This window comes from Janthinobacterium sp. 64, from assembly GCF_002813325.1.
Classification (GTDB): Bacteria; Pseudomonadota; Gammaproteobacteria; order Burkholderiales; family Burkholderiaceae_D; genus Janthinobacterium.
Genome location: NZ_PHUG01000001.1, coordinates 4,908,271 through 4,928,998, shown reverse-complemented (window position 1 = coordinate 4,928,998; position 20,728 = coordinate 4,908,271). Strand labels below are relative to the sequence as shown.

Below are 20,728 nucleotides of genomic sequence, written 5' to 3'. Positions count from 1 at the left end.
TTCAATTCACATCGTCCGATGCGCGAGGGCAGGCAGCGACTCGCGCACGCCGGCCAGAAACAGCAGGTCGATCGCGCCGCTGACCACACCCTCGCCTTCGGGTAACACGGCTTTCACTTCGCCCCACGGGTCGATCAGCATGCTGTGGCCCCAGGTGCGCCGGCCGTTCGGATGCAAGCCGCCCTGCGCCGAGGCCAGCACATAGCACTGGTTTTCGATGGCGCGCGCGCGCAGCAGCACTTCCCAGTGGGCGCTGCCCGTCGTATGGGTAAATGCGGCCGGCACGACGATCAGCGCGCAATCGCCCATGGCGCGGTACAGCTCGGGAAAGCGCAAGTCATAGCAGATGGACAGGCCGACCCGGCCGAACGGCGTCTCGATCGCGCGCACTTGCGCGCCGGGCACGATGGTGCGCGATTCATTGTACGACTCGCTGCCGCGCGTAAAACCGAACAGGTGGATCTTGTCGTAGCGGCCGGCCGGCTCGCCCTGCGGGTCGTACACCAGCGTGGTATTCAAAACCTTGCCTTCCTCGCCGGAGATCAGGGGCAAGGTGCCGCCGATCAGCCAGATACCGTGCTGGCGCGCCATTTGCGCCATGCCATCCTGGATCGGTCCGCTGCCGGGCTGTTCCGCATGGGCCAGCTTGTCCGTTTCCTGCTGGCCCATGATGGCCCAGTATTCGGGCAACACCACCAGTTGCGCGCCAGCGGCGGCGGCCTGCGCCACCAGGCGCCGCGCCGTGGCCAGGTTGTCTGCCACGGACGGCGAAGAAATCATTTGTACTGCTGCAACTGTATGCATCATTGCCACCTTTTATCCATTCGAACGCCTCGCCTATTTCGCCACCGCCTCCACGGCTGCAGCGGCAGGCACGGCGACAGGTTCCAATTTACCACCATCGAGCTTGGTCACGACGGGCGACTTCCACGGGCCGGCAATCTGCATGTGATAGGTGAGCGCCTTCATCACGGGGGCGCGCAGGAACAATTGCGCCAGGAAACTACCCAGGCCGATGACGGGGTTGACGGCCAGCGCATACACGAGCGGCCCCGTGCCCAGGTTAAATTCCGGGATCACCACCACATGCAGATTCGTCGTTTCATTGGCGATGTCGGCCTTGCCATCCATCAGCACCGTGGCCGCCACGCCGTGCATCTTGAGGTTGTCGGTGGTCACGACACCGCGCTTGATGCTGGCGTTGGCCGTGATGCCGTCGAAGGCCAGCCCTTCGGAAAACACATCGTGGAAATCGAGTTTCAGCAAACGGGGCAAGGCTTGCAGGCTGAGCACGCCCAACAGCTTGGCCGCGCCAGGATCTTGCTTGAGGAACTGGCCCGACTCCACATTCATCTCGATCTGCCCCGACAGGGTGGGAATGTCCAGCGAATACGGCAAGCCGTTCCAAGCGATGTCGCCGCTCAGGCGCCCCTTGCCGCGGCGCACCGTATCGGCAAAGCCGAAGCGGTCAAGCAACTTGCCCGCATCGACGATATCGAGGCCGAAACGCAGGCTGGTCGTGCTTTGCCCATCCTTGATGACCCATTTGCCATTGCCGCTCAGCGCACCATCGGCGTTCGACAGTTGCAGCTTGCCCACGCGCCACTCGCGCCCGCCCGCCGCCATGGTGTTATAGGCCTGTAACTCCAGCCGGCCGATCTTCTTGTTGAACAGCTCAAATTGCTCGGCGATGATATCGAGCGACGGAATCGACTGGGCGCCGCTCTTGCCTTCCAGCAGATTTTTCACGTCGTTGGCGGCCGATTCCGGAATGATCAGCGACGACAGGCGCGCCGTCATCTTGCCCAGGCCGGACGGCGTTTCCAGCCACGTCACATAGCCCGACACTTGTTTCGCGTCGATATTGGCTTGCCACACATCCTTCTGGTGGGTGGCGCCCACCACCACGTTTTCCAGCTTGCGCTCGCCCAGCATCAGTTCGCTGGCGCGCGCCGCCATCATGTCCGGCACCACATATTGCGCGATATCGGGTGCGTCGTCGGCGTTGCCACCGGCATCGGCTGGCGCCGTGGCGCTGCCGGCGATCTCGCTGCCGACGGCGACCCAGCTGTCCACGTCCAGGGTTTTCATGTTCACGTTGAGCATCATGCCGCTGTCCGGTTCCGGCGCCGGCACGTTCACGCCGATGCCGCCGCGCACCAGGCGCCAGGTATCCTTGCCCTGCTTCTGGCGCTGGTAGCGGGCGGCGATGCCGGAGCCCAGCGCGATGCGGATATCGTCCGTGCGCAGGCCGGCGCCGTTGGCCGCATTGCCCGTCAGGGTGAATTTCACGGGCAGGCTGTCGCCGGCCGCCTTTTTCAGGGGCGCGGGAAAATCGAGGCCCAGTCCCGTCAGCGGCGACTCGACATTGACCACCACCTGCTGGTCGCGCGCCGTGATCAGGCCGCTGTAGCGCGCGCCGCCGTTCAAATGTTTCGCCAGGCGCTGCAACACGGGCGCCGGATACGTCTTGCGCAAGCCGTCGATGGTCATGTTGCCGGCAATCTTGACCTGGATGGAATTGTCAGGCTGCGAGCCGCCCGAGATGGCCAGCGGCCCGCCCAGCAGGCTGCCGTTCAAGCCATTCAGGTTGACGCCCTTTTCGTTGAATTCGATCTTGCCCTGCGTGCCCAGCACGGGCGGCATATCGCGGAACAGCACCACGTCATTGCCCGCCAGTTGCAAGCTGCCCTGCACCGTCGCCTCGGGCATGCGCTCGATCGGCAAGTGCAATTTGAGGGCCAGCCTGGCGTTGCCCGTCGCCGTCGTTTCATCCGTGAAATGCTCGATCCAGCCGAGCACGGGGCTGGCCGTCACGTACTTGAGAAATTCCTGCATCGGGCCGGCTGCATTGCCCTCGATATCGAGCAAGGTGTCGAATACGGTCAGATCGGGAATCACGGCTTTGACATTCGTCAGAGCCACGCCGCCCGTGGTGGCCGTGTCGCCGCGAATTTCCATGCGCGCCCGCTCGAAAACAAAGCTGCCCTTGATTTTTTCCGCCTGCGGCCACAACGGCGCCTTGCCCGCCAGCGGGCCGCTTTCCGCAAATTCGCCGGGCGCATAGTTCAGCTTGCCATTCTCGAGCTTGCCGGCCACGCGGAAATCGCCACGGTTGCGCTGGGCGGCATTCCGCTGGGCGGGCGTGTCGGCCTTGAACGGAAAATGTTCGAGTTCGCCGCGCAGGCGCAGGCTGACATCGCGCGCCACGCCGCCTTCCAGCGCGCCCGTCAGCCAGTGGCGCAGGTGCTCGGGCGTCTGCAGCGGCAGATAACGGCCGATGGTGTTGATCTGGAAATTATCGATCGTGCCCGTCAAGTCGACCTGGCCCAGGTTCTTGCCGTCGAGCGGCATGCGGTGGGTGCCTTGCAGGGCGACGCGCAAGCCTTGCTGATCGAAGTCAAGCTTGTCCAGCCCGACTTGCAGCATATTGCCCGCTTCAAAGGTCCAGCGCGCCTGCATGGCGAATTGTTCGAACGGCAAGGCCGGCTCGCTCAGGTAGGTGGGGAACTGCAACACCAAGTCTTGCGCGTCGATGGCAATGCTGCCGCCCTTGTCATTGGCGTCGATGCTGCCGGTCAGGTGGTCAAAGCCGGGAATGGCCGGTGCGGCCGCCTGTGCAGGGCTGGTCGCCGTCTTCGCCACGGCCAGGCGCGCCGGCTGCGCATTCAGGCCAAGATCGATGAGCTTGCCGCGCAGGCGGTAGCTGGCGGGCGTGGCCATGTCGCCTTCCCATTGCGCTGAAAAATCCTGCAAACGCCCGCGCGGCGCCAGGGCATCGAGACGCTGGCGCTGCTGCTCGCCCAGCGGCAGCTTGTCGGCCAGCGCGGCCAGGGTGTGCAAATCGAGCGACCTGGCCGTGATTTCCGTGCGCGCAGGCTTGCGTTTGCTTGCAGCAATGTAGCGCTCGGACAGGGTCGTGGGCGGCAAGCTGAGGCCATCGCGTGTTTCCACCGCGAAGTTCGTCAGCTCGATCTGGTGCCCATGCGCGCCAAAGGTGGGTTTGCCGTCCGGCACCTGCGCCGACAGCTCTTCCTTGGCCGAAATGCGCCCGCTGACCGACAGCAAGTCGAGCGGCGCGATATGCTCGCCCAGCTGCGCCTGCACATCCGTCAGACCCACATCGGCCGTAAAGCCGGCCAGGCGCGCGTGATCCAGACTCAGCCAGGCGCGCAGGGCGCCCTTGCCCTGGCTTAATTCAAACGGGTAGTCGAGATAACGGCGCCAGGCGGCCAGGTCGGCGTTTTTCAGGTCGGCGTACAACTCGCCCTTCCACATCGACACATCCGAGATGCGCGTGCTGAAAGGGGGATGCGTGAAGTGAGCGCGCACATCGATGGGCGCGGCCAGACTGGCAGGCGGCGTGGCCTGCAAGCCCAGCCGGTGGCTGCGCCAGTGGTTGCGCAGCAGCAAGTTGACCTGGCTTAAAGCCAGCTCCGGCGTGCCGCGCGCTTCGTCCGTCCAGCGCACCTTGCCGTCGCGAATGATGATCTCATGCTGCGACAGCAGCCAGTCGGCGCCCTTGCCATCGCTGCCTTGCGTGCTGTCGACCAGTACGCCCGCCACATACAGCTTGCCATCCTTGCTGCGCCGTACGTCCAGGTCGGGCCGCGTGATTTCCAGTGCCTCGAAGCGCACGGAACCGAGCACGCTCCACCACGACACGGTGGCCGAGACGCTCGGCAGGCTGAGCACCTGGCGCCCCGCCGGGTCGCGCAGGCTCACGTCGCCGAGGAAGAGATTCGGCCGCACGCCATGCCAGGAGGCATAAACACGCGCGATGCTGACGGGGTTGCCCAGCGCGCGGCTGGCCGCCCGCTCGATATCGCCCTTGTAGTAATCGATATTCGGCAAAATGGCGTAGCGCAGGAACAAAAACAGCACGGCGAAGGCGAAATACGCCAGCAGCACCAGTTTGATGGTAAAACCCAATACATGATGGGTGGCCAGATTGGCCATGCGATAGGCGGCACGCAGCCGCTGCCAGCGCAGGGCCAATGGCACATGTTCTGTCACGCTTGCTTCTGGCGGTTTTTGCATCAATAAGCTAATAAACTGGCCCGGCGTCAAATAATGGCAAAAATCGTCTGCATTCGTGGTGCGCACCTGCATCCTTGCGCTTGCTTCTGAGCAAAGCCTCCCTTACCATCGTCCGGAAGAGCACGCACTGCCGGCGGTACTCGCGCCAGCGGCACAATTTTACCGCATCCCCCGCCGTTCGCAGCCAAGTTAAACAAGAACCATGCAAGCAGCATTCACGAGACCCTTACCGACACCATGAGCACACAGCCTTTGATCTCCGCCTCCCGTTTCTACCAGCGCTGGCTGGGTGCCGCCCCCGAGCGCGCCGCGCAGATAGCGCAGCTGGTGCGCGCGCCGCTCGACGGGCTCGATTTTGCCGCCGCGCTGGCCGACCAGGCGAACGCCGCCACGCCGCCACTGCCGGCCGAGCGGGCCATGCGCCGCCTGCGCAACCTGCTCGTGTGCGGCCTGATCGCGCGCGATCTGGAAGGCCAGGCGGACCTGAACGAAGTCGTCACGGCCATGACGGGCTTTGCCGATTTCGCCATCCGCACGCATGTGGACGCCATCATGGCCGAGATGGTGGCCTTGCACGGCATGCCCGTCGGCGAGGAATCGGGCGAGGAACAGGCCTTGATGGTGTTGGCGATGGGCAAGCAGGGCGGCGGCGAACTCAATGTCTCGTCGGATATCGACCTGATCTTTGTGTATCCGGAAGATGGCGACACGCAAGCGACCTTGCCGGGCCAGCGCAGCCTGTCGAATCACGAGTTTTTCATTCGCATGGGCAAGAAGCTGATCGCCGCCCTGGCCGAGATCACGCAAGATGGTTTTACTTTCCGCGTGGATATGGCCTTGCGCCCGAACGGCAACTCGGGTCCGCTGGCCGCCAGCCTGGGCATGGTGGAACAGTACCTGATCGTGCAAGGCCGTGAATGGGAGCGCTACGCCTGGGTCAAGGCGCGCGCCGTGACGGGCAAGCCGGAAGATATCGCCTCGCTCGACGCCATCGTGCGTCCGTTCGTCTTTCGCCGCTACCTCGATTTCGGCGTCATCGACGCCATCCGCACCATGCACGGCCAGATCCGCGCCGAGGTCAACCGCCAGGAGCGGCTGCATCCCGACCGCAGCAACAACGTCAAGCTGGGCCGTGGCGGCATCCGCGAAATCGAATTCCTCGCGCAAGTGTTTCAATTGATACGCGGCGGGCGCGATGCCGAACTGCGCGAACGCTCCACGCGCGCCACCCTGCACACGGTGGCCGACAAGGGTTTGCTGGAGCCGGCCATCGTGGAACAGTTGCTCGGCTCCTACACGTTCTTGCGCAACCTGGAACACCGGCTACAATACCTGGACGATGCGCAAACCCACACCCTGCCCGCCAACGAGGCCGACCGCCTGGTGGTGGCGCAGATGATGGGTTTACCCGACACGCCCACCCTGCTGGCCCAGCTCGAAGCACACCGCGTGTTTGTCGCCGGCCAGTTCGACGAAATGTTCAGCGACAAGAGCAGCGGCACGCCGCCTGCCGACACGGGCATCGACCCGCAAACGTCGAACGACTGCGCCGCCTCGGACCAGCAGGAAGCCATCGAGGCGCGCTTTGCCGCCCTGGGTTTCCACGAGCCCGCCGCCTGCGCGCGCCGTTTGCTGGCCACCTGGCAGGCGCCGCGGCTGCAATCCTTGCCCGAGGCGAGCCGCACGCGTTTGGTGGCCCTCGTCAATTCCGCCCTGCCCCTGATCACCGATTGCTCCGTGTCCAACGGTAACGCCAGCCAGCTGGCCACCCTGGGCCGCCTGCTCGACTTTCTGGAAGCGATTGCGCGCCGCTCGGCCTATCTGTCATTATTGACAGAGTATCCACACACGCTGGAACGCGTCGTACGCATGGTGTGCGCCAGCGGCTGGGCCGCCACCTTCCTCACGCAACATCCTATCCTGCTCGATGAACTGCTGGACGAACGCATCCGCAACACGGTGCCGGATCCAAACGCGCTGGCGCTGGACCTGCAGCGCCAGCTCGACGACGCGCCCGGCGACACGGAGCGGCAGATGGATATCTTGCGCGAAACGCACCATGCGCAACTGTTCCAGTGCCTGGCGCAAGACCTGGCGGGCGACCTGAGCGTGGAAAAGCTGGCCGACTACCTGTCGCAGCTGGCCGACATCATCGTTGCCGCCACCGTGCAAGCCGTGTGGCAAACCTTACCTACGCGCCACCGCGAAGTGCCGAAATTCGCCGTCATCGCGTACGGCAAGCTGGGCGGCAAGGAACTCGGCTATGTCTCGGATCTCGACGTCATTTTCCTGTTCGACGACGACGACCAGGAAGCGCCCGGCCTGTATGCCAAGCTGGCGCAGCGCTTCATCACCTGGATGACCTCGCACACCTCGGCCGGCATCCTGTTCGACATCGATATCGCCCTGCGCCCCGATGGCGCCTCGGGCATGCTGGTATCCAGCGTGCAGGCATTCGAGCGCTACCAGGGCAGCGCGGCCTGGGTGTGGGAGCACCAGGCGCTCACGCGCGCGCGCTTCTGCGCCGGCGATACCACCATCGGCAAGCATTTCGAACGCATCCGCGACACGATCTTGCGCAAGGAGCGCCCGGAAAACGGCCCGCTCAAAGGCGAAGTGGTGGCCATGCGCAAGAAAATGCTGGACGCCCACCCGCCCCGCCCCGGCAGCTTTGATTTGAAACAGGATCCGGGCGGCATGATCGACATCGAATTCATGGTGCAATACCTGGTGCTGCAGCATGCGGCGCAGTATCCGCAGCTGACGGCCAACTCGGGCAATATCGCCCTGCTGCGCCTGTGCGGCGAACTGGGGCTGATCGACGCGCAGCTGGCCGCCCTGGTGGCCGACGCCTACCGCGCGCTGCGCAAGCTGCAGCACCAGTTGCGCCTGCAAGGCCACGACCTGGCCCGGGTGGAGCCGGAAAGAGTGCGCGTGCATGCGGACAACGTGATGCGCCTGTGGCACACGATCTTTCCCGCAACGATTGCATAAGCCCGGCGGCGGCGTATGATACGTACAGGCAACTCCACTTCCCAGTAGTGCCGTACAACAGGCCGCGCCGGGGTTGCCTATCATCCCAGGAGACAGCGTATGAAGACGAGTGTAAAAACGGGCATCCACGCCCTCGTTGCCAGTTTCATCCTCTGCGCCATGCCGGCAGCGGCATGGGCCGCCCCCAAGGGCAGCGCGGACGAAGCCATCGCCATGACCAAGCGCGCCGTGGCCATGATCAAGGCCGATGGCAAGGAAAAGGCCTTTGCCGCCATTGCCGATCCCGCCAACACCAGCTTCCATGACCGCGACCTGTACATTTATGTGTACGACATGAATGGTGTCACCCTGGCGCACGGCAACAATCCCAAGATGGTCGGCAAGAACCTGATCGACCTGAAGGACAATGAGGGCAAGGCCATCGTCAAGTCGCTGATCACCACGGCCAATACGCCGGCCGGACGCGGCTGGGTAGACTTCAAGTGGCCCAATCCGCTGACCAAGGTGGTCGAGCAAAAATCCGGCTACATCGAACGGGTCGACAATATGATCGTCGGTTCCGGCATCTATAAATAAGCCACGGCAAGAGGAAACCGCACCCGCATGCCGCTCCATTACCTGTCCCGCCTGAGCGGATCGGCACGCGATACGCAAGCCAACCTGCAGCTCGGTTGCGTGCTGGCGCTGGTGGCCGGCGCCGTGAATGCGGGCGGTTTTCTCGCCATCGGCGGCTATACCTCGCACATGACGGGCATCGTCTCGGGCATGGCCGATGACCTGGCGTTGGGCAATATCACGCTGGCCCTGGCTGCGCTGGGCGCCTGGCTGGCCTTTGTCAGCGGCGCGGCCGTGACGGCCATCATGGTGAACTGGGGCAAGCGGCGCCGGCTGCACAGCCAGTTTGCCGCCAGCCTGCTGCTGGAAGCGGCCTTGCTGCTGCTGTTCGGCCTGACGGGCAGTTATCTGGCCACCATGCCCGACGTGCTGGGTCCCGTCACCATCTTGCTGTTGTGCTTTGTCATGGGTTTGCAGAACGCCATCATCACCAAGATTTCGGGCGCCGTCATCCGCACCACCCACGTGACGGGCCTGTCCACCGATATCGGCATCGAACTGGGCAAGATGGCGTATTACAACCGGCGCCACCTGCCGGACCGGATGGTGAAGGTCAACCGCGGCAAGCTGAGAACGCACAGCCTGCTGATCGCCTGTTTTTTCATCGGCGGCGTCAGCGGCGCCCTGGCCTTCAAGCACATCGGCTTTCCGGCGGCCACCATCCTCCTCGCCGGCGTGCTGAGCCTGCTGTCCGGCGTGCCCGTGCTGCGCGACTTGCGCCTTCTATGGCGTTTCTACCGGCGCCGCCTGTAGGTGTCGTACGGCCATGAATAAAAAAAACGCCCCGAAGGGCGTTTTTTGCAGGCTAGCCAGGAATTACTTGGCCGACATCAGTGCGACGGTGGTGTCGAGCATGCGGTTCGAGAAACCCCACTCGTTGTCGTACCACGACGATACTTTCACCAGACGGCCCGAGACCTTGGTCAGGGTCGAATCGAAGTTCGACGAAGCCGGGTTATGGTTGAAGTCGATCGATACCAGCGGTTCGGTCTGGTACGTCAGGATGCCTTCCAGGGCGCCTTCCGACGCGGTTTTCATCAGCGCGTTGACTTCTTCCACGGTGGTGTCGCGCTTGGCGATGAAGGTCAGGTCGACCAGCGATACGTTGATGGTCGGCACGCGGATGGCGAAGCCGTCCAGCTTGCCATTCAGCTCAGGCAGCACCAGGCCAACGGCGGCAGCAGCGCCCGTCTTGGTCGGGATCATGCTCATGGTGGCCGAACGGGCGCGGCGCAGGTCTTCATGCATCACGTCGGACAGCACCTGATCGTTGGTGTAGGCGTGCACGGTGGTCATCAGGCCCGTTTCGATGCCGATGGCGTCGTTGAGCGGCTTGACCAGCGGTGCCAGGCAGTTGGTGGTGCACGAAGCGTTCGAAATGACGGTATCCGTCGATTTCAGGACCGAGTGGTTCACGCCGAACACGACGGTCGCATCGACGTCCTTGCCGCCTGGTGCCGAGATGATGACTTTTTTCGCGCCGCCCTTCAAGTGCGCCGAAGCTTTCTCTTTGGTGGTGAAGAAGCCCGTGCATTCCAGCACCACGTCCACGCCCAGCTCGCCCCATGGGATTTCAGCCGGATTGCGCTGTGCGAAGACGCGGATCGGATCGCCATTGACGATCATGTTGTCGCCTTCGACGGTAACCGTGCCCGGGAACTTGCCGTGCGCGGTGTCGTAGCGGGTCAGGTGGGCGTTCGATTTGGCATCGCCCAGGTCGTTGATGGCAACGATCTGGATGTCCTGTTTCTTGCCGCCTTCGTAGAAAGCGCGCAACACATTACGGCCGATGCGGCCGTAGCCATTGATTGCAACTTTGATCGTCATACTCTGCTCCTGATTAAAAAAGAAGGTACATGCACGCCCCCGGCGAGCACATCGCCAGGACCGTTAAAAATCAATATTAGCCGGCGATAACGGCCTTGACCTTGGCGACGACGTTCTCGACCGTGAAGCCGAAGTGCTTGAACAGCACGCCAGCCGGAGCCGATTCGCCAAACGTGTCGATACCGACCACGGCGCCTTCCAGGCCCACGTATTTGTACCAGAAGCTGGTCACGCCCGCTTCGATGGCCACGCGCGGCACGCCGCGGGTCAATACGCTGGCCTTGTAGGCAGCGTCCTGGCGGTCATACACGTCGGTCGACGGCATCGATACCACGCGCACATTGATGCCTTCGGCCGCCAGCGCGCCGGCGGCGGCGACGGCCAGTTCCACTTCGGAACCGGTGGCGATCAGGATCGCCTTGGCGTCGGCCACGTCGTTCAGCACATAGCCGCCGCGGTAGATGTTCTCGATCTGCTCGGCGCTACGTTCTTGATATGGCAGGTTCTGGCGCGAGAAGATCAGGGTCGACGGGCCATCCTTGCGGCGCACGGCGGCACCCCAGGCAGCAGCCGACTCGACGGTATCGCATGGACGCCAGTTGTCCAGGTTCGGGATCAAACGCATCGACGAGACGTGCTCGACCGATTGGTGCGTCGGGCCGTCTTCGCCCAGACCGATCGAATCGTGGGTAAACACGAAGATCGAACGCAGTTTCATCAGCGCGGCCATGCGCAGCGCATTGCGGCTGTAGTCGGAGAACGTCAGGAACGTGGCGCCGAACGGAATGTAGCCGCCGTGCAAGGTGATGCCGTTCATGATGGCGCTCATGCCGAATTCGCGCACGCCGTAGTTGATGTGGTTGCCAGGCTGGCCCGAACGCACGGCCACGCACTCTTTCCAGTTGGTCAGGTTCGAACCGGTCAGGTCGGCCGAGCCGCCGAGGAATTCCGGCAGCGACGACGCCAGCGCCTGGATGGCGTTCTGGCTGGCCTTGCGGGTGGCGATGTTTTCTTTTTTCTCGACGCAGGAAGCGATGGCGGCGCTCAGGGCCGCTTCGAATGCCTGTGGCAAGTCGCCCTGCATGCGGCGGCTCAGTTCAGCAGCTTGCTGCGGGAATTCGCGGCCATACGCGGCGAAGCGCTCGTTCCAGTCCGCTTCCAGCAGGGCGCCCTGCTCTTTCGCATCCCAGGCGGCGTACACGTCGGCCGGCATCTCGAACGGTGCGGCATCCCAGCCGATGTATTCACGCACGGCAGCGATTTCCTTGTCGCCCAGCGCGGCGCCGTGGACCTTGTCGCCGCCTTGCAGGTTAGGCGAACCCTTGCCGATAATGGTCTTGCAGCAGATCAGGGTTGGCTTGCTGGCGGTCTTGGCGGCGGCGATGGCGGCAGCCACGGCGGCAACATCGTGACCGTCGACGGCGCGGATGACGTTCCAGCCGTACGCTTCGAAGCGGGCCGGGGTGTCGTCCGTGAACCAGCCTTCGACTTTGCCGTCGATGGAAATGCCGTTGTCGTCGTACAGTGCGATCAGTTTATTCAGGCCCAGGGTGCCGGCCAGCGCGCACACTTCGTGCGAAATACCTTCCATCAGGCAACCATCACCGACGAAGGCGTAGGTATAGTGGTTGACGATGTCGTGGCCAGGCTGATTGAATTCAGCGGCCAGCAATTGCTCCGACAGGGCCATGCCGACGGCGTTGGCGATGCCCTGGCCCAGCGGGCCGGTGGTCGTTTCCACGCCTGGCGTGACATCGACTTCCGGGTGGCCCGGGGTTTTCGAATGCATCTGGCGGAAGGCCTTGATATCGTCCATCGACAGCTCGTAGCCGGTCAGGTGCAGCAGTGCGTAGTGCAGCATGGAGCCGTGGCCGTTCGACAACAGGAAACGGTCGCGGTTCTGCCATTTTGGATTCGCTGGATTGTGGCGATAGTGACCACTCCACAGGGCAACTGCGATCTCGGCCATGCCCATTGGCATGCCTGGATGGCCGGAGTTGGCCTTTTGTACAGCGTCCATTGCCAGTGCGCGGATCGCATTGGCCATTTTGGTAGTCGGGAGCGTAGTTGTCATGATGGTGTGGGTCAGTCGCGAGTTTGGAATTCGTTTGCAGCGCAGCTGGGCGCAGTCAGAGCTATGTATTTTACCAGACCAGCAAGGGGAAAAATCAAACCGCGCAACGCCGCCGCTGCAGCTTGTGCCCCTTGCGCCCGGCAGGGGCGAAAAAAAACCGGGCCAGGCCCGGTTTTTCGCGACGTACGCCGCTGCGGAGCGCGCCGCAAATCGGCCCGCCCCACCCGTCAGTCTACCCTCACGTCATTTGAAGGAGTACGACGCCGACATGTAGATGTAGCGGCCACGCGGATTGCCGTAGGCGATGTCGTAGCCGATGTTCGACGATGGATCGAACGCTGGCGCACGATCGAACACGTTATTGACGCCACCGCGCAGCACCAGGTTCTTGAAGCCGCTGTAGGACAGCGAGGCGTCGACCAGGGTCGCGCTCGGGATCATCAGGCCGCTCGCGTATTCGTCGTAGTAGAGGTTGATCGTCTCCGACGGTGTCCGGTCCACGTGGTAATGCGAGGTGAAGTTGGCGCTCGTCGTCGCCGCCCAAGCACCGCGGTCCCAGTTGACACCCAGCTTGGCCAGCAGCTTGGGATAGCCATATTCACCGGCCTCGCACGCCGTGTTGTTGGCGCAATTGATCGCCGGATCGTCAGGCAGCAGCACGCGGTTGTAGGACAGCGTGTAGCTCGCCTCGCCGAACACTTTGAAACGCCCCATCCCGGCCGTGCGCAGCGTATAGGATGCTTCGACATCCAAACCATCGGTGACAACCTTGCTGCGGTTGATCAGGCCAACCTGCAGCTGCTTCAGGCGACCCACCAACGGACCCAGCGTCGCGCGCTGGGCGGCGCTCAGCGCGTTATACTTTTCCTGGTCTTCCGCCGTCACGGCGTAGCGCGTGACGGCGTCCTTGTACTGACCATCCTCGCCCGCCAACACGGTTTCGTTGTCAAGATTCTCGACCCGGTCGTTCCATTTGATATTCCAGTAGGTTAAACCCAGCGTCAGATTCTTGATCGGTTCGGCGACCACGCCCAGGTTGAACTGCTTCGATTTTTCGGGCTTCAAGTCCTTCGTGCCGGACAGCAGGGACAGCGCCGAACCGCTGCAAGCGGTGTCAAAATACGCATCACCCACGATGCAACGCTTCGGATCCTTGGTCTCGACGAAACCGCCGCGGCCTTCGTTAAAGCGTTGCGACAGCGTCGGCGCGCGGAAACCTGTGCTGTAGCTGGTGCGGAACATCAAGGTCGGCAAGGCGGTCCAGCGCAGGCCAATCTTCGGGTTGGTGGTACCGCCAGCCAACTGGTAGCGATCATAGCGGACGGCCGCTTGCGCTTCCAGGTTTTTCAGCAGCGGCAGGGCCAACTCGCCGAACACGGCGCCGAGCGACTCAGAGCCGTCGATGCCGCGCAGGGTCGAATAGATGCCGATCGCGCCATCGCGCCAAGCCTGCGACGGATCGTAGCTGAGCTTCTCGCGTTTGTACTCGGCACCGACGGCCACACCGATCTTGCCGCCGGGCAGTTGGCCAAATTCGCTGGAAGCAGTCACCTTGGCAAAGTCCGTCGAGGACTTGGTCTTGGTGTACTGGTCGGCCGTCAGTTCGTTGATGACCTGCTCCGAATTATGGTTGCCGCCGAAGGGGTTGAACTTGCCCTGCTCCAGGTAACTCTGCAATTTATCGTGCATGAAGGAGCCGTAAACGCGCGTTTCGCCCTTCTCCTGGCTGTGGCCCACAGACACGGTCCAATCCCAGTTGGCAGCGCGGCCGGTGGCGCCGCCGACCAGCCAGGTGGTGTCAACATTGGTGCCCGTACCGCCCTCGGCGGCAGGGAAGAGGCGACGGATCGTGACCGGCACGCCGTAGGTATTGAAGGGGTTGTCCGCCGCCACACGCAGCACGTTGGAGCGGTCGGCATTTTGGATCCAGGCCGGCGAACCTTGGATGCGCGTGTCGAAGTGGTTGTAAAACAGATTGGCGAACAGCGACACATCCGGCGTCAAATCCCAGTTCGCCGTGACCGCCCCGCCGTACCGTGTGGACGGGCGCACCAGGTCTATCGACTCAGCGGCGGAATACATGCAAGAGCTGCGATTCGGCGCAGCCACCCATTCCGGCGCATCCGGATAGGGCTTGCTGTGGGCCGCGTCGCACTCCGGATCGGCCATGCGCTGCGAACCGCCCAGCGATATGGTGCCGGGATCGCGGCCCTTGGCGCCGTAGACGCCACCCTGATACAGGCCGCCCTTGTGGCCGGTGAAATCGGTACTGTTCGCCCAATCGCGATCGACACCGTGGATGGCCCTGGTTTTTTCGTACGAGGCCGAATAGGTCACGTTGAATTTCTGCGCGTCGCGGTCGCCGAAACCGCCGGACACGGACACTTTATGGTTTTGCCCGTCGCCATAGGTGGTCGAACCGGTGCTGGCGTCGAGGGTCAAGCCCTGGTAATCCTTGCGCAGGATGAAGTTGATGACGCCGCCGACGGCATCGGTGCCGTAGATGGCCGAGGCGCCGTCCTTGAGCACGTCGATGCGCTCGATGGCCGACAGCGGAATGGCGTTCAGATCGACCGAGGTCTGGCCGCTGTACTCGTCCGAACCGGACGCCGGCAGGCGATAGCCGTTCAACAGGATGAGGGTCGGCAGACCGCGCAGAGAGACGCTGGTGGCGCCGTTGCGGAAGGAACCCGATGTCGCCAGCTCACCGCCGTTACCGCCCGCAGCAGTCAGGTTGCGCATCAGGTCCAGCACCGACGTCGCGCCCGAGCGGGCGATCGATTCACGCGTCATCACGGTGATCGGGGAAATACCTTCGGCTTCGATGCGCTTGATACTCGAACCGGTGATTTCGACGCGCTGCACCTTAGGCACCGGCGCATCGATCGCCTCCTGCGCGTGCACGCTCATCGTTGCAACGCCGGCGAACGCGGCCAACGCCAATCTCACCACCTGCACACTCTTTTTTTCGCGACACATCATAATTTATTCCTTTTCATGATCCCTGATATCACTTGATAAGCGATTAGTTTATATTTTTATAATCACTTAAATCTCTCATGGTCTTGCGAAAAACTGCAAGGCCCTCCCGTTACAGCTACCGCGTCATGCTTTTCCAACCAATTTAAGCTGGCTGCATCGCGCCCGGGGTCATTCACCCAGGCATTGAAACGTGCGGCGTCTCCCCATGCCATACCGAATCACATCACGGACACATTGCCGGTAACAATTGATGTCGTTCAACACAACTTGTATAGTCATATAACCATGCTAAAAGCATCACTGTCAATTATGCAATGGTTTATAAAATCAAAAAACAACATTTCGTTTTTAGTCAGCTTGCTATCTCCACACATTTTCCCGCCCCGGATGCACCGCGCGCAAGCGCAGCGGCAAGAATTTCACCCGACCGCGCGCAGCGGCACTAAAATTGCAACCTCGAGTCGCAGCCGCGCGCGCCCTACCCGCGCGCGGCGCGGCACCTCCCATTGATTCTCTCCGCCAGGATGTTGCATGCCGCGTTTTTTCTGTCCCCAACCACTCGCCATAGGCGCCACCATCGCTCTGCCCGACGCCGTCGCCCACCACGTCCACGTGGTGCGCCTTGTGCCGGGCGAGGCCATCACCGTCTTCAATGGCGAGGGCGGCGAGTACACGGCTGTCTTGTGCAACGTCGAGAAAAAACGCGCCAGCGCCGAACTGAAGTCCCACACGGCGCGCGAAGCGGAACTGCCATACGCCGTGACCCTGGCGCAGGCATTGCCGGAAGCCTCGAAAATGGACTGGATCATCGAAAAAGCCATCGAACTGGGCGCGGCGGGCATCGTGCCGCTGGCGGCACAGCGCTGCGTGGTGCGCCTGTCCAGCGAGCGGGCCGAGAAAAAGCTCGCGCACTGGCAAGGCATCATCGTTTCCGCCTCGGAACAATGCGGACGCAACCGGCTGGCCCAGCTGGCGCCATTGCAAGACTTCAATAGCTGGACCAGCCAGCAAGATTTGCATAAGCGCGTCATCCTGACGCCGCGCGCGCAGCAGTCGCTGGCCGACTGGGCGCGTCACCAGCCGCCGCAAGCGATTACGGTGATGGTGGGACCGGAAGGCGGGTTTTCGGAAGCGGAAGAAAAAGCCGCCCTGGCCGCCGGCGCCATCGGCCTGTCGATGGGGCCACGCATCCTGCGCACCGAGACGGCGGGCCTGACGGCGCTGGCCACCCTGGGCGCCTTGTGGGGCGGCATGTAAAAAAGCAGCGCCTGCATGAAAAAAGCCACCCGACTACAAATCGGGTGGCTTTTTTATACCAGACATGCCTGTATGCCGGCGTGCAGGCACGACAGCAAGGATCGATTACATGAAGTGGTAGTTGGCACTCACGCGGAAGTAACGGCCTTGACCGTTGTGCATCTGGGAGTTGAAGCCTTCAACCGGGTAACGTGGATCGTATGGCGCTTTCACATCAAAGAGGTTCTTGATGTTGAACGACAAGGTCATGTCCTTGAAACCCGTGTACGAGTAGGCCAGGTTGGTCGTGGTCCAGCTCTTCACGTCGCAGTTCGTGATGTAGTTGCTGAACTTCGGCAAGCCTTCCAGGCCGTATGCGGTCGAAGGCTGGCCCGTGCCGTACTGGCAGTATGGCTTCTCGTAGACCACGTCATTGTCACTACGGCGCAGCAACGATACCGGACCAACGAAATCAACCGAAGTGGTCAGCGAGTGATCGCCACGCGTCCAGTTGACGGACATGTTGGCGCGGTTCTTCGGGTTATCGCCCACCGACGTTGCCCAGTCCGACAGACCACCTGCAGAGCCTGCGGTATTGGTCGCCACCTCACCTGGGCGCTCGGCGCGCTTGAAGCTGATCAGATAGCTCCAGTTCAGGTTGGCGGTCAGACGACCCATGTCGCCCAGCGATTTGCGGAAGGCGACTTCAACGTCCAAACCCTTCACCTCTGTGCTGCCCTGGTTCACATACGAACGGTTGACCTGATAGATCGGGCCGCTATTGGCGATCGGCTTGCCGCTGCCATCAACCAACTGGTTGGCTGGATTGGAGTCGCGCACAACGCTGCTTGGATAGCGGTCAGCGTGTTCGATCATGTACTGCGCGCTGAACAAGGCGGTCTCATCGACCTTCTTGATGCGGTAGTAGTCGATCAGCACGTCGATGTCTTTGGTCGGCGCGAGGATCAGGCCCAGCGAGTAGCTCTTCGACTTTTCAGGACGCAGGTCAGGCGTTGCTGCCGACAGGCTGGAAATACCCTTGGCGCAATCGGTCTTATCCGCGCCGGCGACTGGATTGACACCATCCGGGCAGCGCAGCGAATCCGTGACAGTCTGGAAAGACTGCACGCCGCCTGGCGACACTTGCGTCAGTGCAGGAGCACGGAAACCTTCCGCGTAGGTACTGCGGATGGCAACTTGATCGTTGACCGTCAGCTTGCCGCCCACTTTAGGTACGAAATTGCCCTTCAGGTTAGGGTATTTGTCGTAACGGCCAGCAAAGTCCATTTCAAAGTTCTTGGTCCACGGCGTACGTACTTCAAAGAAGGCGGAGCTGACCTTGCGTTCGCCATCGGCGATCGAGTTGGCCAGGCCGACGATCTCGCCGCGCTGCGTTGCCATGTCCGGTGTCAGGCCGATTTTTTCTTGACGGAATTCAGCACCAAACGCCACGCCTACCTGGCCGCCGCCCAGCTGGCCGAAGGCAGTACTGGCTTTGGCATCAACCTGGGCAACCTGGGCAAAACCGCGGTTGGTCAGGTCACGCGTCACAGTAGGATCGGCGTTGACTTGAGCCAGAGTCCAGCCCTGGGTCATTACTTTTTCCAGGGTTGGACGATACAATTGGCCAAACCACTGCTCTTCGCGCTCGGCGCGATTCCACAGCAGGCCCGTTTCCCAATCCCATTCGCCGACGGTGCCGCGCAAACCGGCCAGCACGCGGTAGGTTTCATTGGTGTTGACGGCGCCGCCAGGAGCGCTGACACGGTAGCCGACTGCGGAGCGCTGCGTCGGGAACGGATTGTCAGGGTGGCCCACAGGCAAGATCAACTGAAATTTCTGCGGAGCAGCGTCACGCAGGAATACCGTCGAAGCCGACACGCTGCGGAATGCCGTTGGCACGCGCAGATAGGTGCGTTCCGAACGGCTATAGCCCACTTCCGCAAACGCGGTCATGTTCGGCGTGATTTCATACGTGGCGCGCGACAGCACGTTGGCGTCCTTGCCTTCGCTTTGCGCTTCCGCGTAATCGTTGGTGTTGAAATTACAGAAGGTACGGCCAACAAGCGTATCCGTTGCGGACAGGTTGTGCAGTGCGCGGTCGCCCGTGATTTGCTCCGAGACCGGGCAATCCAGGCGGTTCTTGACCTGTGCGCGCAAGGCGTACGTATTGGCGAAGTTATTGCCGCCCGGCGTACGCTCGGCATAGAAGAAAGGCGACGTGGTCAGGCTGCTCGCAAACGGGTTCAGGCGACCGTTGATGTCCGCGTACATGCCTTTTTCAACGTCGTTGACGTTCTTGATCAAGGTGCTGTCGCGCTTGGCAACGTCGAAGCTGACGAAAGCGTTGAAACGGTCCTTGCCGAAGCCGAAGATACCACTGAGATTCTGGCGTGCAAACTCGCCATCATCGTTGGCACTGATGCTGGCAGTCAATTCAGCACCCGTGTAATTGGTCTTGGTAATGAAGTTGACCACACCGGCGATCGCGTCGGAACCGTACACAGCCGAGGCACCATCCTTGAACACTTCAACGCGTTCAATCGCGGAAACCGGAATGCTGTTCAAGTCATAGACCGCCGATTTGCCCTGATTCGGGTCGGCGTAAGCGGATGCCGTGATGCGGCGGCCGTTCAACAGGACCAGTGTAGACGACGAACCCAGGCCACGCAGCGACGCCGTGGCCGCACCGCGCGAGAAACCGCCGTCCGTCACGTCCACCGAGGAGCCCGAGCCGAAGGCGGGGATCGAGTGCAACAGCTCAGATACAGTGTTGGCGCCAGTCGCGGCGATCTGCTTGGCATTGAGAGTCTGGACCGGGGAGGAACCTTCCTTTTCGGAACGTTTAATGTTCGATCCGGTCACCAGCACTTTTTGCACGGCGGGGTCGGCGGACACCTCTTGCGCAATCGCCACCATGTGGGACGATGCCAGCGTAAGTGCTACTGCAACGACACTACGTTTCAATACAATTTTCTTAACCAATTTTTTCTCCGTACAAGCCACTCTCACAGCTTGCTCTTATAGAACTGACTGTTGACCAAGGAACTGTGGGTTCAATTCCTTGGCAACCCGAGCTAGGATCGCCGTTCACCCCCGGCTTGTTTTTACAAAATGTGATGGACATTTTGCCTAGTGGATACACTAGAACATTTCCCTACCTAAATTGTCAAATATATCCATAGAAGTTACACTTATTTACAACAGTAAGGATTTTTACATACGTAGAACAGGGACAAGCAAAGTGGCAGGTGCACAACAAGTGGCACCGGGAGAGGAGTGAGCAACGCGCATAAGCAGGGACTCGGGCAGCTATAGCTATAAAAGCCACCACAAGCATTCCAGTTGACCATGACGCTGCAATGTTGTCAATCAGAAATGCTTGCTTCGCACCTTCACGCACATAAAACAACACAATGAAAGCACCATGCAGGACTGCAGGCGCTCCATGCAATTGCGGGCGCGCAGTGACCATTGGGGCACAGGAAACCAAAGCCGGCCGCACGGCACCGACGCAAGATCCGGCAAAGCAATCACTGATGCGTAAAAATTTGGTCGCCAGGCTGGCCCGAACGCACGGCCCCGCACTCTTTCCAGTTGCTCAGGTTCAAACCGGTCAGGTTGGCCAAGCTGCCGAGCAGTTCTGGCAGCGATGAGGCCAGTGCCTGGATGGCGTTCTGGCCAGCCTTGCGCGCGGCGATGTTTTCCTTCTTTTCTACGCAGGAAGCGATAGCGGCGCTCCGTTGCTCGTCGAGTACCTGTACCGCAAGCGATCACCGTGATGGTGGGGCCGGAAGGGGGATTTTCGGAAGCGGAAGAAAAAGCGGCGCTGGCCGCCGGTGCAATCGGACTGTCCATGGGGCCGCGCATCCTGCGCACGGAAACGGCGGACCTGACGGCGCTGGCCACCTTCGGCCCATTGTGGGACGGCATGTAGCGCTGGCCGTGATCGGACCGATG

Annotated in this window: 10 protein-coding genes and 2 pseudogenes; 5 read left to right on the top strand and 7 right to left on the bottom strand. The window is 61.8% G+C overall.

Annotated features, from left to right (window positions below):
* Positions 1-6 precede the first annotated feature (6 nt).
* Both CLU91_RS21720 and CLU91_RS21715 read right to left on the bottom strand, forming a co-directional pair.
* Positions 7-807, bottom strand: coding sequence for a carbon-nitrogen hydrolase family protein (locus CLU91_RS21720; RefSeq protein WP_100875780.1), 801 nt, complete (start codon positions 805-807; stop codon positions 7-9).
* Between the two features lie 30 nt (positions 808-837).
* Positions 838-5,040, bottom strand: a complete 4,203-nt coding sequence (locus CLU91_RS21715; protein ID WP_198521379.1) for a YhdP family protein — start codon at positions 5,038-5,040, stop codon at positions 838-840.
* 237 nt (positions 5,041-5,277) lie between these two features.
* On the opposite strand from CLU91_RS21715, the gene glnE reads away from it, so the two are divergent.
* The 3 genes from glnE (at position 5,278) to CLU91_RS21700 (ending at position 9,402) form a co-directional block, all read left to right on the top strand.
* Positions 5,278-8,034, top strand: coding sequence for a bifunctional [glutamate--ammonia ligase]-adenylyl-L-tyrosine phosphorylase/[glutamate--ammonia-ligase] adenylyltransferase (gene glnE, locus CLU91_RS21710; RefSeq protein WP_100875779.1), 2,757 nt, complete (start codon positions 5,278-5,280; stop codon positions 8,032-8,034).
* Between the two features lie 99 nt (positions 8,035-8,133).
* The gene (locus tag CLU91_RS21705) at positions 8,134-8,610 is read left to right on the top strand and encodes a cache domain-containing protein (RefSeq protein ID WP_099760460.1); all 477 of its coding nucleotides are present in this window, start codon (positions 8,134-8,136) and stop codon (positions 8,608-8,610) included.
* A gap of 27 nt (positions 8,611-8,637) precedes the next feature.
* A complete protein-coding gene (locus CLU91_RS21700; RefSeq protein WP_100875778.1) occupies positions 8,638-9,402 on the top strand; it encodes a YoaK family protein in 765 nt (254 codons plus the stop codon).
* 63 nt (positions 9,403-9,465) lie between these two features.
* On the opposite strand, the gene gap is transcribed toward CLU91_RS21700, so the two are convergent.
* The 3 genes from gap to CLU91_RS21685 all read right to left on the bottom strand — a co-directional run bounded on the left by gap (position 9,466) and on the right by CLU91_RS21685 (position 15,532).
* Positions 9,466-10,476: a type I glyceraldehyde-3-phosphate dehydrogenase gene (gene gap, locus CLU91_RS21695; protein WP_071079192.1), complete on the bottom strand. Its 1,011-nt coding sequence runs from the start codon at positions 10,474-10,476 to the stop codon at positions 9,466-9,468.
* Between the two features lie 76 nt (positions 10,477-10,552).
* Complete coding sequence (tkt, locus tag CLU91_RS21690; protein WP_100875777.1) at positions 10,553-12,550, bottom strand: transketolase; 1,998 nt, start codon at positions 12,548-12,550, stop codon at positions 10,553-10,555.
* Positions 12,551-12,793: 243 nt separating this feature from the next.
* Positions 12,794-15,532 carry a TonB-dependent receptor gene (locus tag CLU91_RS21685; protein WP_100875776.1) on the bottom strand — a complete coding sequence of 913 codons (2,739 nt, stop codon included), beginning with the start codon at positions 15,530-15,532 and terminating at the stop codon, positions 12,794-12,796.
* A gap of 531 nt (positions 15,533-16,063) precedes the next feature.
* Between CLU91_RS21685 and CLU91_RS21680 the strand changes: the two genes are divergently transcribed.
* A complete protein-coding gene (locus CLU91_RS21680; RefSeq protein WP_100875775.1) occupies positions 16,064-16,789 on the top strand; it encodes a 16S rRNA (uracil(1498)-N(3))-methyltransferase in 726 nt (241 codons plus the stop codon).
* A 105-nt stretch (positions 16,790-16,894) separates the two neighbouring features.
* On the opposite strand, the gene CLU91_RS21675 is transcribed toward CLU91_RS21680, so the two are convergent.
* Positions 16,895-19,735, bottom strand: coding sequence for a TonB-dependent receptor plug domain-containing protein (locus CLU91_RS21675; RefSeq protein ID WP_157814755.1), 2,841 nt, complete (start codon positions 19,733-19,735; stop codon positions 16,895-16,897).
* Positions 19,736-20,316: 581 nt separating this feature from the next.
* Positions 20,317-20,511 (bottom strand): annotated as a pseudogene (locus CLU91_RS28555) (hypothetical protein); the annotation flags it as partial.
* Between the two features lie 2 nt (positions 20,512-20,513).
* Here CLU91_RS28555 and CLU91_RS21665 point away from each other — a divergent pair.
* Positions 20,514-20,705, top strand: a pseudogene (locus tag CLU91_RS21665) (RsmE family RNA methyltransferase); the annotation flags it as partial.
* Positions 20,706-20,728: the final 23 nt, after the last annotated feature.